A 12,481-nucleotide genomic window follows, 5' to 3' on the forward strand; every position below is an offset into this window, starting at 1 on the left:
TGATCGCTCGCCCTATACTGACGCTTACCCTGTCATCGAATGCATCCCGCTCGTTCCGTGAACGCCAGACCGCCCGCCCCCGTGATCGAATCCACCGAAACGCCGTTCGGCCTTCAGTCGGTCTGTCACACGCTGCAGAGCGCCAACGCGAATCTCGAACGCTTCGCGTGGCTGGGCGATCGGCTCGCCATCGCCGTCTGGACCCGCGACACCGAGGAAGCCGAGACCATCTATGAGCGGCCCGGCCATCACACGCTGTCGTGCTATCTGGATGGCGGCTATCGCACTGAGCGTCAAAAAATGCCCGGGCGCTACGGCGCGCCGTCGCGGCTCTGCGCCTTGCCCGGCGAGCATGAATCGCGCTGGTGGGTGCGCGGCCACATGCATTTCATGCATCTTTACTTCTTGCCCGAACACTTCACGCAGCGCGCCGTGCAGGAACTCGATCAAGAGCCGCGCGAATTGACGCTTGCCGATCGCACCTATTTCGAAGACGCCCGCATCGCGAGCCTGTGTCAATCGCTCGCGAATGAAGATTGGCAGGACCCCGATGGCCTGCTGCGGACCAATGAAACGGCTCATCAGGTATTGAGTCTGCTGCTGCGCGCACAAGGCGTGCGCCGCACGGACGCATCGCTCAAGGGCGGTCTGTCGGTCGCGACCCGGCGGCGCTTGCGCGACTACATCGAGAATCATCTCGCGCAAACACTCACACTCGGTGAACTTGCCGGTGTAGCGGCGCTGTCGGAATTTCATCTGGCGCGCATGTTTCGCACGTCGTTCGGACTACCGCCTGCGGCCTGGATCGCGCAGCAACGGCTGGAACGCGCACGCACGCTGCTGCGCACCACGAGACTGCCGCTCGCGCAAGTCGCCGAACAATGCGGCTATGCGAACGCCAGCCATTTCAGCCATCGTTTCCGTGAAAGCGTCGGCGTGGCGCCGGCAGCGTATCGGCAGGTGGTCAGCGCTGGATAGTGGCTGAGGGTCCTCACTCCAAAGCCATCGCCAGCACGCGCGCCACGTGGATAGCGTCGACGCCCGCGCCATCGTGAATCTGATGCCGGCAACTCGTGCCGTCCGCGACCATCACCGTGTTGCCGTCCATCTTGCGCACCGCCGGCAGCAGTGAGAGTTCCGCCATCGCCTGCGATGTGGCGTAATGTTCGGCTTCGTAGCCGAAGCTGCCCGCCATCCCACAGCACGACGATTCCACCGTCGACACCTTGAGATCGGGAATCCACTTCAGCACGGTTTGCACGGGCGTGAACGCGTCGAAGGCCTTTTGATGGCAGTGGCCGTGTACGAGCGCCTGCTCCTTGGCCAGCGGCTTCAACGCAAGCTGCAAGCGCCCGGCCTTTTCCTCACGCACCAGAAACTCTTCGAACAGAAACGCCTGTTTCGAAAGCCGTTGTGCTTCTTCGCCGAAACCGTAGTGCAGAAACTCGTCACGCAATGACAATAGGCACGACGGCTCCAACCCGACGATCGGCACGCCGCGCTCGACAAACGGTTTGAAGAGATCGAGCATGCGCCGTGCTTCCTGCTTCGCTTCATCGACCAGACCGGCCGCAAGGAAGGTTCGGCCGCAACACACCGGCCGCTCGCCCCGGCGCGTATTGAAGTGCACCGTGTAACCGGCAGCTTCCAGCACCTGCTGCGCGGCGCGCGCGTTTTCAGGCTCCATGTTGTTGTTGAATGTGTCGACGAACAACAGCACTTCTTTCAGCGTGCCGCCTTGAGCCGGCTTGGCTGTCACTGCGCTAGATAGAAATGATTTCTTGAAGCGTGGCAACTTACGTTCAGATGCAAAGCCCACCGAGCGTTTAAGCCACGCCGACAGCACCGGCACGTTGTCGGCCAATGCCATCAATCCCGGCACGCGGCTCGCCGTTGCGGCATAGCGCGGCATGAAGGCCACGAGTCTGTCGCGCAGACGCAGCCCATGCACTTTGGCGCGCGCCGCCCGCGCCTCGATCTTGAACTTCGCCATGTCGACGCCCGTCGGGCAATCGCGCTTGCAGCCCTTGCACGAGACGCACAAATCGAGCGTGTCCTTGACGTCGTCGCTGGCGAGACCTGCTTCGCCGAGTTGCCCGGAGATTGCCAGACGCAACGTGTTCGCACGTCCCCGCGTCACATGTTGCTCATCCTTCGTCACGCGATAACTCGGGCACATGGTGCCCGCGTCGAACTTGCGGCAATGGCCGTTGTTGTTGCACATCTCGACGGCCTTCGCGAGACCGCCCGACAGATCGTTGCCGCTGCCCGGCAGCGTCTCCTGCCCTGTCAGCGGATCGCGTTCGACGTTCCATGCGGACCAGTCGAGCGCAGTCTCGATCCGACGTGCCTGGTAGCCCGGCGCAAAGCGGAAATTACGCGCGTCGTCCATCTTCGGCGGACGCACGATCTTGTCGGGATTGAAGCGGTTGTCCGGATCGAACAGCGCCTTGATCTCGGTGAATGCCTGGTTCAGACGCGGTCCGTATTGCCACGCGACCCATTCGCCGCGGCACAAGCCGTCGCCGTGCTCGCCCGAATACGCGCCCTTGTATTCGCGCACCAAGGCCGCCGCTTCTTCGGCGATCGCACGCATCTTCACCGCGCCGTCGCGCCGCATATCGAGAATCGGCCGCACGTGCAGCGTACCGACGCTCGCATGGGCATACCAAGTGCCTTCGGTACCGTGCCGGTGGAACACTTCGGTCAGGCGGCTCGTGTATTCCGCCAGATGTTCGAGCGGCACCGCGCAATCTTCGATGAAGGAGACCGGCTTGCCGTCACCCTTCATGCTCATCATGATGTTCAGCCCGGCTTTGCGGACTTCCCACAGAGCTTTCTGCTCGTTCTCGGCAGGCATCTCGACGACCGAATCGGGCAAGCCTAGATCGGCCATCAGCTCGGTGAGTTGTTTGAGCGACGCGAGTTGCTGGTCACGGTCATCGCCCGCGAATTCCACCAGCAGGATCGCTTGCGGCTCGCCGACCAGCGCCTTCTCGATCACCGGCCGGAAGGCAGGATTGCTCATCGCCAGATCGATCATCGTGCGATCGACCAGTTCCACGGCCACCGGCTTCAGCTTGACGATGTGCTGCGTGAGATCCATCGACTGCCAGAAGGTCGGGAAATTCACCACGCCCAGCATTTTATGCGTTGGTAGCGGCGCGAGCTTCAGCGTCAATTGCCGGCTGAACGCAAGCGTGCCTTCCGAACCGACCAGCAGATGCGCGAGATTGGCGATACCGTCGTCGGTGTACGCGCGCGGGTTCTGGCAATCGAACAGGTCGATGTTGTAGCCCGCTACACGACGCAGGACCTTCGGTATGCGTTCGACGATTTCATCATGCTCCCGCTCGGCAATCCGCTTCACGCCTTCAACTATCTGCTGCAAGCGCGCGCCTTGCGGCGCCTCTCGCAATGAGGCGAAACGTGCTTCGCTGCCGTCGGCGAGAATGGCGTCGATCGCGTCGACGTTGTGCACCATATTGCCGTATTCGATCGAGCGCGAGCCGCACGAATTGTTGCCGGCCATTCCGCCGATCGTGCATTGCGCCGCCGTCGAGACGTCAACGGGAAACCACAGGCCATATGGCTTCAACCACGCGTTCAGATGGTCCAGCACGACGCCGGGTTCCACCGTCACCGTGTGCGCGTCGGCATCGAACGCGACGATGTTGTTCAGCCACTTGCTGGTGTCGATCACCAGCGCCTCGCCGACGGTCTGGCCGCATTGGCTCGTGCCCGCGCCGCGTGCGAGCAACGGTACTTTCTCGCTACGCGCGATTTCCAGTGCGATGCGCATATCATCCTGATCGCGCGGCACCACCACGCCGATCGGCGTGATCTGATAGATCGACGCATCGGTTGCATAACGGCCGCGGCTCGCCGCATCGAACAACACGTCGCCGCGCAGTGATTTGCGCAGATGCTGCGCAAGCGGCGTCATCAGGCGCGCGGCGGACGGGACCAGATGGATCGGCTTGACGAGTAAAGCGGAAGTGGGGTTCGTCATATCGTCGGCCTATAAGAAAACGGGCTAGTACAGCGTCAGGCTGATCGGTGCGAGCCCTTCAATACACCCGCTCGCCGTGCCCGCACTCTGCGGAAAAAACATTCCGGTGTACGAACCGGTGGTGACGACCATCTCCGGCGTGACAGCGATGCCGCGCGACGTGGCGTGATTGACGAGCCACGTCGGCAGGCGCCGCGGATCGCCTGCCGGATTGGTGGGCGTCGTCTCGACCACGTCACGCCCTTCAAAACTGAAGCGGGCCGACGGCGCCACAAATGGAAAATCCTCACGATACGGCGTAAATTCGCCGACGACCAGCGCACCGTGATTCTGCAAATCCGCGAGTTGTGCAAGCTTGTCGATCTTGGGCCAGCCGGCGTAACGACTCGCCACGATCTCGATGGTCGCGCCGATCGAGCCGATGCCTGCATGCACGTCGGCTTCGCTATAGGTCGTTGTGGAAGGCTCGAAGCGGCGGCCGAAGCGGAATGCGATCTCCAGTTCAAGTCCCAGCGGCGCGAAGGCTTCGCGCGGAAACCGTGCGCCGTCGGCGTGCAGATCGCTCGCAGGCAACGGTGCGCCCTGGATCGGACCGCTATCGGACTTCGCGCCGATCTTCCAGCCGCCGATCGGCGCGTCCAGTACGCGCAAGATGTCGTGCTGAATCGCGTAGGCGGCGGCGCCGTCTGCGGGCGTTTGCTCCGGCGGCAACGCATCGAGCGTCAGGTGATTGCGGCGCGCGTCGGCGAGACGTTGACTCAGTGGTGTTGTCATTGCTTTAAAGGCGAAGAGAGGGAACGGTGCAGTCTGCTTATGCACCCACGCCCGTGGTGGCGTGCGCTTTGTCGGCCGCGTTGAGTTCGAACTTGCTTTCCGGTTGCATGCGGAACGCGAGCACCACGCCGAGCGCCATCAACAGCATGCTGCCGACGAACGGCAACTCCCAACTGCCGAAGTAGTCGATCAGAAATCCGCCGACCACCGGCGAGATGATCGCGGCCAATGCCGAGCCGGTATTCATCATGCCGCTCGCGGTACCCGAGTATTCCGGCGCGATGTCCATCGGAATCGCCCACATCGGGCCAATCGTCATTTCGGCGAAGAAGAAGCCTGACGCGAGACACGCCATCGACAGATACAGGCTGTGCGTGAACATCAGCGGAATGAGCGAGAACAGACAGAACAGCATGCACACCGACACCATCCAGCTTCGCGCACGCTTCAGGCTGCGGGTCCGCGTGAAGATCCAGTCGGTCACGATGCCGCCAAGCGTGTCGCCGATCACACCGGCAAAGAACACGACCGATGCGAAGATCGCCGACTTTTGCAGTTGCAGGTGATAGCTGTGCAGGAAGTACTGCGGAATCCAGCTGAGGAACAGCCACAAAGTCCAGCCGTAGCAGAAGTACACGATCGTGACCGGCCACATGCGGCGAAACAGTTTTCCCCACGGCACGCCGACCGCCTTCGGCTTCGGCGCGGGCAAGACTTCGAGTTCCTCGGTCGTGATACGCGGATGATCTTTCGGATGTTCGGTGAACGTGAACGACCACACTGCCACCCACAGCAGGCTGAACACGCCGCAGATGTAGAACGATTCGCGCCAGCCCCAGGTCGCCATCACCAGCACGATCAAACCGGGTGCGATTGCGTTGCCGATACGCGATGCAGCGTGTGTGATCCCCTGCGCAAAGCCGCGTTTTTCTTTCGCGACCCAGCGCGCCATCGCGGAGGTCGCAGCAGGAAACGTGGCGCCTTCGCCGAAGCCGAGCAACACGCGCGCGGCCAGCAATGAAACCAGGCCACCGGCGAGACCGGTCAGTAAAGTCGCGACGCCCCAGATAGCGCCGCAGAAAATCAACGTACGTTTCGCACCGAAGCGGTCACTGACCCAGCCACCGATGATCTGAAAAATCAGATACGGATAAGCGAAGGCCGAAAACACCAGGCCCACTTCCGTATGCGAGAGGCCGAATTCCTTGCCGAATCCCGCGGCCGCGGTGCTGACGTTGACGCGGTCCAGGTAAGTGATGAAGTACATGATGCATAGCATCACTAAAACGATACTGGTCGCACTGCTCACACGAAACCGCTTCATCGTCTCTCTCCATTGCAGTCTATCGACGGCACGCCTGGAATGGCGCGCTGCGTCGTCGCCCGTCAGCGACATACGCCGCGGGAACATCGCATGTTGTTCATGGGCCGCGTTCTATGCGCGGCTTCGTGAGGGAAGTGCTTCCCGGCTTCCCTTGCTGCGAGATGCGCTGTTGCTTGTCGGCTGTTGCGCGGATGCGCTGACGTACCGATGCGCGTGGCGCCAGTCCGCGACTGCACCGATGCGCGTCATAGCGCCGTTGCGGTTGCGCTGACGCGCTTAAGCCGCTGCTTTCAGTCCCGACGCGTGCGTCGGCTGGCTCAGCCACTCCATAGCGGCAGGCAGGCCACTCTCCTTGAGCGGCACGCCCGCGAGCCGCAGACCCATTTCGCAACCGGCCAGCGTCGCCAGCAGCATCAGGTCGTTGCAGTCCCCCAGGTGGCCAATGCGGAACATGCGGCCTTTCATCTTGCCGAGGCCCGTGCCGAGCGACATGTCGAAGCGTTCGTAGATGACCTTGCGCACCGCGTCCGCATCGATGCCCTCCGGCATCATCACGCCGGTCAGCACCGGGCTATACACAGCGGGATCCGCACACTGGATTTCCAGACCCCACGCGCGAACCGCACGGCGGGTGGCTTCGGCGAGACGCTCGTGACGGGCGAACACGTTGTCGAGCCCTTCGCCGAGAATCATCTCCAGCGCCTCATGAAGCCCGTACAGCAGGTTCGTGTTCGGCGTGTACGGCCAGTAGCCGGTCTTGTTCATCTCGACGATGTCGGTCCAGTCCCAGAAGCTGCGCGGCAATTTGGCCTGCTTGCTGGCGGCCACTGCCTTCGGCGAAATCGCGTTGAAGCTGATGCCCGGCGGCAGCATCAAACCCTTTTGCGAGCCCGACACGGTGACGTCGACACCCCATTCGTCATGGCGATAGTCGGCGCAAGCGAGGCCCGAGATCGTGTCGACCAGCAGCAGCGCCGGGTGGCCGGCGGCGTCGATCGCGCGGCGCACGGCGGCGATATCCGAGGTGACGCCCGTGGAGGTTTCGTTATGGACGACGCACACCGCCTTGATCGCGTGCTGCGTGTCGGCGCGCAGGCGCTCTTCGATCATGTGCGGCTGAACACCGCGCCGCCAGCCTTCGATGCCGGGCAAGCCGAGGAACTCCGGCTTCAACCCGAGGCTTTCCGCCATCTTTTTCCACAGCGTCGCGAAGTGACCGGTTTCGAACATCAACACGTTGTCGCCGGGGCTCAACGTGTTCGACAGTGCCGCTTCCCAGGCACCGGTGCCGGAGGCCGGATAGATCACCACCGGGTGCTGCGTCTTAAAGATTTTCTTGATGCCTTCGAGCACCTTCAGACCGAGTTCGCCGAACTCGGGACCGCGGTGATCGATGGTCGGGTAGCTCATCGCCCGGAGAATGCGATCGGGCACCGGGCTCGGACCCGGGATCTGCAGGAAGTGACGGCCAGCGGGGTGAAAGTCTAGCTTGAGCATTTGGCTCCTCCGATTGAATTTTGCATGCAAAAAACTATATCAGACGATCCGTGACGATCCCAAGACGAAAATTGCGTGCTGGCACCCGTGTTTACCCGCGCTATTAACTAATCTTTATGCTTCCGATAAAATCTCATCTGACACGATGCTGAGGGCTTTTGTATGCAAAATTCGGATTTCGATGCGGGTGTGACCGCTTCCCCGCTGATGCCGAAGGTCGAGCGTCAGCGTTTACACGACACGGTGGTGGAGCACATTCGCCGCTTTATCGTCGAGGGGGTGCTCGAGCCGGGCAAGAAACTGAACGAGCGCGAGTTATGCGAGACGCTTGGGATTTCGCGCACGCCGTTGCGGGAGGCGCTGAAGGTGCTGGCCGCTGAAGGGCTGATCGAGATTTCGCCGAATCGGGGCGCGTCGGTGTCGAAGATGTCGGAAGCGGAGTTGCGCGAGACCTTCGAATTGATGAGTGGTCTTGAGGCTTTTTCCGGCGAGTTGGCGGCCGAGCGGATGACGGCTGCCGAGCTTGCGGAGATCAAGGCGTTGCATTACGCGATGCTGGCTTGCCGGACGCAGAACGATCTGGCCGGGTACTACAGCCGCAACCAGGCAATTCACGACAAGATCAATGAGGCGGCGAGGAATTCAGCACTGCGGCAGACTTATGTCGCTGTTAATCGACGCCTGCAGGCGTTGCGGTTTCGGTCGAATTTTCAGATCCCCAAGTGGGATAGCGCGATTCATGATCACGATGAGATGTTGAAGGCGCTCGAGGCGCGGGATGGGAAGAAGTTGAGCGCGATTCTTCGGCAGCATTTGCTGGATAAGAGGGATGCGGTTTTGCAGGTGCAGTCGCGGGAGGAGGTGGCGGGTTCGCCGCTGAAGGCTTGATGGTTTTTTTGCCTTTGGCGGCGGCATTTGTAGGCGCTTCTTGGGGTGTTGGCGTTTACTTTCGTTCGCGGTGCTTGTTCGTCTGTATGCCTGCGGTGTTGGCCTTTCCTTGATCTGGTTTCTGGGCCTTTCCTTGATTTCTTATTGGTCTATTAGCGTCGCCCCTGTGCGGGGCAGGCACTTACTTTCTTTGCCGCCGCAAAGAAAGTAAGCAAAGAAAGCGGCTTCACACCGCTAATTCTTAAGCGGGTCCCCTGGCTTGGAGGGGGTAGTGGAGCATCTGGAATCTGTGTTCTCGCACATTCGGCGTGAGTGACAAAGCCGTCATACTTCCGGCGGCGCTGCGCGCGCCGAAGAGTACCTCTTAAAGCCGTTCGCTGTGTTTTAGCGCTCGCGTCTTGCTTAGAACCCCGGCTCGTCATCGCCACCGCCCCGGGGCAACACACCGACACTTCATTCGAAGTGGGGGGGCGCCCACGAGAGCAGCGGCGCATCGCCGAGGCGAAGCCGATGGCCCCCACCACGCGCAAACGAAGCCACTGGTTCCCCATGCAGTCCCATCCGCGACGCACGCAGTGCGGAGTGGGAGCTGATGAGCGCTTTGTCACTCACGCCGAATGTGCGAGGGCACAGATTCCAGATGCTCCACTACCCCCTCCAAGCCAGGGGACCCGCTTAAGAATTAGCGGTTGGAGCCGCTTTCTTTGCTTACTTTCTTTGCGGCGGCAAAGAAAGTAAGTGCCTGCCCCGCACAGGGGCGAACGCTAATAGACCAATATCAAATCAAGGAAAGGCCAAAAAACCCGATCAAGGAACGACCAACACCGCAGGCATGCAAACGAACAAGAAGCGCCGAGCAGGCAAAAACTTATCCACATAATTTGTGATCAAGGCTGTGGACAACCTGCGCACAGTCAAGCCAAGTGCTTGACGCCGCAGGCGTATCTCCCACCGGCTCAGCCGCAGGCAGAAACCCCGGCGCACCCGCAATCGTGTGATAAAAAGTAACTCCCGCTCCACGCCACTCGTCGAGGCTCCCGCATGTCCTCCGTCATGGCCTTCAAACTCGTCCTGCTGTCGCTTGCCGCGATGATCGGCCTCGAACTGCTCGCCAAGCGGCTGCGTCTGCCACCGGCCGCAGCGCTTCTGGTCGGCGGCGCCGCAATGGCCTTCGTGCCAGGCCTGCCACCCGTCAATCTCGATCCCGAACTGGTCCTGGTCGTGTTCCTGCCGCCGCTCCTCATGGACGGCGCGTACTTCTCCGTCTGGGACGAATTCAAGCGCAACATTGGCGGCATCCTGCTGCTCGCCATCGGCGCCGTCGCGTTTACGACCCTCGCAGTCGGCCTGGTCGTGCATTGGGTGGTGCCGGCCTTACCGTGGAGCGCGTGCTTCGCGCTGGGTGCGATCGTGTCGCCGCCGGACGCCGTCGCCGCGAAGGCCGTACTGGAACGCGTCGCGCTGCCGCGCCGGTTGATGGTGCTCCTCGAAGGCGAAAGCCTGCTCAACGACGCCGCCGGCATCGTGCTGGTCCGCTTCGCGGTCGCGGCCTCGCTGACCGGCACGTTCAGCGCTCAACACGCAGTCGGGCAGTTTGCCGTGCTCGGCCTGGGTGGCGTGGCGGTGGGCATCGCGATCGGCTTCGTGATCGTCAAGCTGCTGCGCTACCTCGACGACGCCTACCTCATCATCACCGCATCCGCACTCTCCCCGTGGATCAGCTACATCGCCGGCGACATGCTGGACGTCTCGGGCGTCATCGCGACTGTCAGTTGCGGAATGGTGCTTGGCTGGCATCAGCACGAAGTCTTTTCAGCTTCGGTGCGTACCCGCGGCACAGCCTTCTGGCAGGTCCTGATCTTCCTGATGGAAGCCATGGTGTTCATTCTGATCGGGCTATCGCTGCGCGGCGTGATCGTGCGGCTGGGTGGTGTCGGCGACACGTTGACGACGTTTGCACCCTCCGTCGGTGCGGTGATCGCAGCGGTCGTGCTGTCGCGCTTCGTATGGGTGTTCGCCGTCGAATGGTTGAAGGGACTGGCGTGCAAGCTGATGCCGCGCGCAAACATTGCGCTCGACTGGCGCTCGGCGACGGTGACGAGTTGGGCCGGCATGCGCGGCGTGGTGACGCTGGCGATCGCGCTCTCGTTGCCCGAAGCGATGCCTGGGCGCGATCTGATTCTGGTCGCGTCATTCGCGGTGATTCTCGTGACCGTGCTCGGGCAAGGGACCACGATCGGACCGCTGATTCGCTGGGTCAATCCCGACCACGCGTCCGAGAGAAATGCCCAGCATCTGACCGAGCCGCAGGCGTGGGCACGGCTCGAGGCGGCGCAGCTTGCGGCAATCCAACCGCTGGTGCATGACGCACATGGACAGGTGATTCATCCACGATTGCTAGAGCAGTACAGCTATCGCGCGCGCATTACCGAGGCCTATCAAAGCGAGGCCGCGTATCCTTCGGATGCCCGTGCGGCGCATTACGACGTAGTCCTCGCCGCCGTTTCCGCAGGACGCGCCGAACTATTGCGTATGCACCGAACGGGTTTGATTCATGACGAACTGCTGACCATTCTCGAACACGATCTGGATTTGCAGGAAATCGCTGCGATGCATGGCAGAGGATGACCGGGCCGCGTCTGACGGTAGTCGAGACGCGAACCGGTCGAACCGTGCTGAGTTCAATGGCCTTTGAAAATATCCAGCAGTTGATTCTGCATTTGCATCATTTCATGCGCATGCTTCATCTCCATCTGCGCGACCGAGTCCTGATACTCCATTTCCATCTGCATCATTTTCTGCTCAATGCCGATGGCCTGAGTACGCTGCTCAGGAGTCAGCTTCTCCATCATCATGCCGAAGTTCGGCGGCATCAGATAGGTGCCGGCACGCCCTATTCCCTGAGCCTGTACAGAACCCGCGATAAGCGCGAGTGGCAACAAGCTACACATCATTACAGCTCGAATCGATTTCATGTCATCTCCAGTCTCAAGTGAGTAGCCGGGTTTGAAAACCGGCTACATAGGCGACATTCAAACGCTCAGACAGACAGGCCGCGGTCGATCCGCTGCCTACGCCGGGTCTGGGAATGCAACACCCGGGGCTGGCCACCGTGCACGATCGTCCGGGTGTTTCATGGGTTTAGTCGCGAACGCTTACTGGAAATGACATGCTGAATGAAAATTGCGCCGGTGATCTTTTTTCTATGTCGCTGTCACTTTCGCGACGATGTGCCGACTAATCCCTCCACGCCGACCCCAGAATCATCGTGCAGAAATTCTCACGATGATAATGCGGGTCTTTCAGCGCCAGCACGTCCGCCTTTACGTTGCCGAAAGTCGTTTCCGGCTTGTGGATCGTGCCGTGCGCGAATGCGTCGATGATGCCTTCCTTGAAATGCGCGCCGCGCGGGTGCGCGTGAATCACCTCATGACGTTGCTGCTCGCTGAACTCATCGTAAGCAAGGCCCAGCACATCCATCTCCACGCCCGCCGTCACCAGCGCGACCACCGGCTTCATGTATTGCGGAATCCCAGGCGTGGTGTGCAGCGCAATCGAGTTCCACACCTGCTCGATATCGTCTTCGCCGATGCCGTGGCGCTGCAGAAAATCACGCGCCGCGTTCGCGCCGTCCACCTCGAATCGATCATGCTCGCTGCTATACGGCGCGACGAGCCCCATGTCATGAAACATCGCACCGATGTACAGCAGCTCGGGGTCGTACTTGAGTTGCTTGCGCGCGCCGGCCAGCGAGCCGAACAGGAACACGCGCCGTGAATGGTGGTAGAGCAACTCGGTTTCGGTATCGCGCACGAGCTGCGTGGCTTCGCGCGCCATCATGCTGTCGGGGATCTGGATGCCTGCGATCGTGGTCATGTGAAGTGCTCCATGAAAGACTTGAATGAACCGGACGCGCGGCCTTTGTGAGTTGATGGCGCGTTTGGTATGCTGGTCCGCGATGCTTTTTCTGACCGTTCAAGCAGCGC

9 protein-coding genes are annotated in these 12,481 nt (G+C 61.3%); 3 read left to right on the forward strand and 6 right to left on the reverse strand.

Annotation, left to right across the window (positions count from 1 at the left end; all coding sequences use genetic code 11):
• Window positions 1-39 precede the first annotated feature (39 nt).
• Window positions 40-978: an AraC family transcriptional regulator gene (locus GNZ13_RS33550; RefSeq protein ID WP_236002311.1), complete on the forward strand. Its 939-nt coding sequence runs from the start codon at window positions 40-42 to the stop codon at window positions 976-978.
• 13 nt (window positions 979-991) lie between these two features.
• Here GNZ13_RS33550 and GNZ13_RS33555 read toward each other — a convergent pair whose 3' ends face one another.
• The 4 genes from GNZ13_RS33555 to GNZ13_RS33570 form a co-directional block, all read right to left on the reverse strand.
• Entirely contained in the window at window positions 992-4,012 is a 3,021-nt protein-coding gene (locus GNZ13_RS33555) for an FAD-binding and (Fe-S)-binding domain-containing protein (protein WP_172172562.1), read from the reverse strand.
• A 24-nt stretch (window positions 4,013-4,036) separates the two neighbouring features.
• A complete protein-coding gene (locus tag GNZ13_RS33560) occupies window positions 4,037-4,786 on the reverse strand; it encodes a 2-keto-4-pentenoate hydratase (protein ID WP_172172564.1) in 750 nt (249 codons plus the stop codon).
• A gap of 37 nt (window positions 4,787-4,823) precedes the next feature.
• The gene (locus GNZ13_RS33565; RefSeq protein WP_172172566.1) at window positions 4,824-6,110 is read right to left on the reverse strand and encodes an MFS transporter; all 1,287 of its coding nucleotides are present in this window, start codon (window positions 6,108-6,110) and stop codon (window positions 4,824-4,826) included.
• Window positions 6,111-6,386: 276 nt separating this feature from the next.
• Complete coding sequence (locus tag GNZ13_RS33570; RefSeq protein ID WP_172172568.1) at window positions 6,387-7,607, reverse strand: pyridoxal-phosphate-dependent aminotransferase family protein; 1,221 nt, start codon at window positions 7,605-7,607, stop codon at window positions 6,387-6,389.
• Between the two features lie 162 nt (window positions 7,608-7,769).
• Between GNZ13_RS33570 and GNZ13_RS33575 the strand changes: the two genes are divergently transcribed.
• Entirely contained in the window at window positions 7,770-8,495 is a 726-nt protein-coding gene (locus GNZ13_RS33575; RefSeq protein ID WP_172172570.1) for a GntR family transcriptional regulator, read from the forward strand.
• A gap of 1,041 nt (window positions 8,496-9,536) precedes the next feature.
• A complete protein-coding gene (locus tag GNZ13_RS33580) occupies window positions 9,537-11,123 on the forward strand; it encodes a Na+/H+ antiporter (protein ID WP_172172572.1) in 1,587 nt (528 codons plus the stop codon).
• A gap of 53 nt (window positions 11,124-11,176) precedes the next feature.
• Here the strand turns inward: GNZ13_RS33580 and GNZ13_RS33585 are convergent, their stop codons facing one another.
• Window positions 11,177-11,470: a hypothetical protein gene (locus GNZ13_RS33585; RefSeq protein ID WP_172172574.1), complete on the reverse strand. Its 294-nt coding sequence runs from the start codon at window positions 11,468-11,470 to the stop codon at window positions 11,177-11,179.
• 262 nt (window positions 11,471-11,732) lie between these two features.
• Entirely contained in the window at window positions 11,733-12,371 is a 639-nt protein-coding gene (locus GNZ13_RS33590) for an HD domain-containing protein (RefSeq protein ID WP_172172576.1), read from the reverse strand.
• Window positions 12,372-12,481 lie beyond the last annotated feature (110 nt).

This window comes from Paraburkholderia elongata (genome assembly GCF_013177735.1).
Classification (GTDB): Bacteria; Pseudomonadota; Gammaproteobacteria; order Burkholderiales; family Burkholderiaceae; genus Paraburkholderia; species Paraburkholderia elongata.

Excerpts from the sequence above, each read along its gene's own strand:
- GNZ13_RS33570 (WP_172172568.1), bottom strand. The coding sequence starts at position 7,607 with ATGCTCAAGCTAGACTTTCACCCCGCTGGCCGTCACTTCCTGCAGATC.
- GNZ13_RS33555 (WP_172172562.1), bottom strand. The coding sequence starts at position 4,012 with ATGACGAACCCCACTTCCGCTTTACTCGTCAAGCCGATCCATCTGGTC.
- GNZ13_RS33585 (WP_172172574.1), bottom strand. The coding sequence starts at position 11,470 with ATGAAATCGATTCGAGCTGTAATGATGTGTAGCTTGTTGCCACTCGCG.
- GNZ13_RS33575 (WP_172172570.1), top strand. The coding sequence starts at position 7,770 with ATGCAAAATTCGGATTTCGATGCGGGTGTGACCGCTTCCCCGCTGATG.
- GNZ13_RS33590 (WP_172172576.1), bottom strand. The coding sequence starts at position 12,371 with ATGACCACGATCGCAGGCATCCAGATCCCCGACAGCATGATGGCGCGC.
- GNZ13_RS33560 (WP_172172564.1), bottom strand. The coding sequence starts at position 4,786 with ATGACAACACCACTGAGTCAACGTCTCGCCGACGCGCGCCGCAATCAC.
- GNZ13_RS33550 (WP_236002311.1), top strand. The coding sequence starts at position 40 with ATGCATCCCGCTCGTTCCGTGAACGCCAGACCGCCCGCCCCCGTGATC.
- GNZ13_RS33565 (WP_172172566.1), bottom strand. The coding sequence starts at position 6,110 with ATGAAGCGGTTTCGTGTGAGCAGTGCGACCAGTATCGTTTTAGTGATG.
- GNZ13_RS33580 (WP_172172572.1), top strand. The coding sequence starts at position 9,537 with ATGTCCTCCGTCATGGCCTTCAAACTCGTCCTGCTGTCGCTTGCCGCG.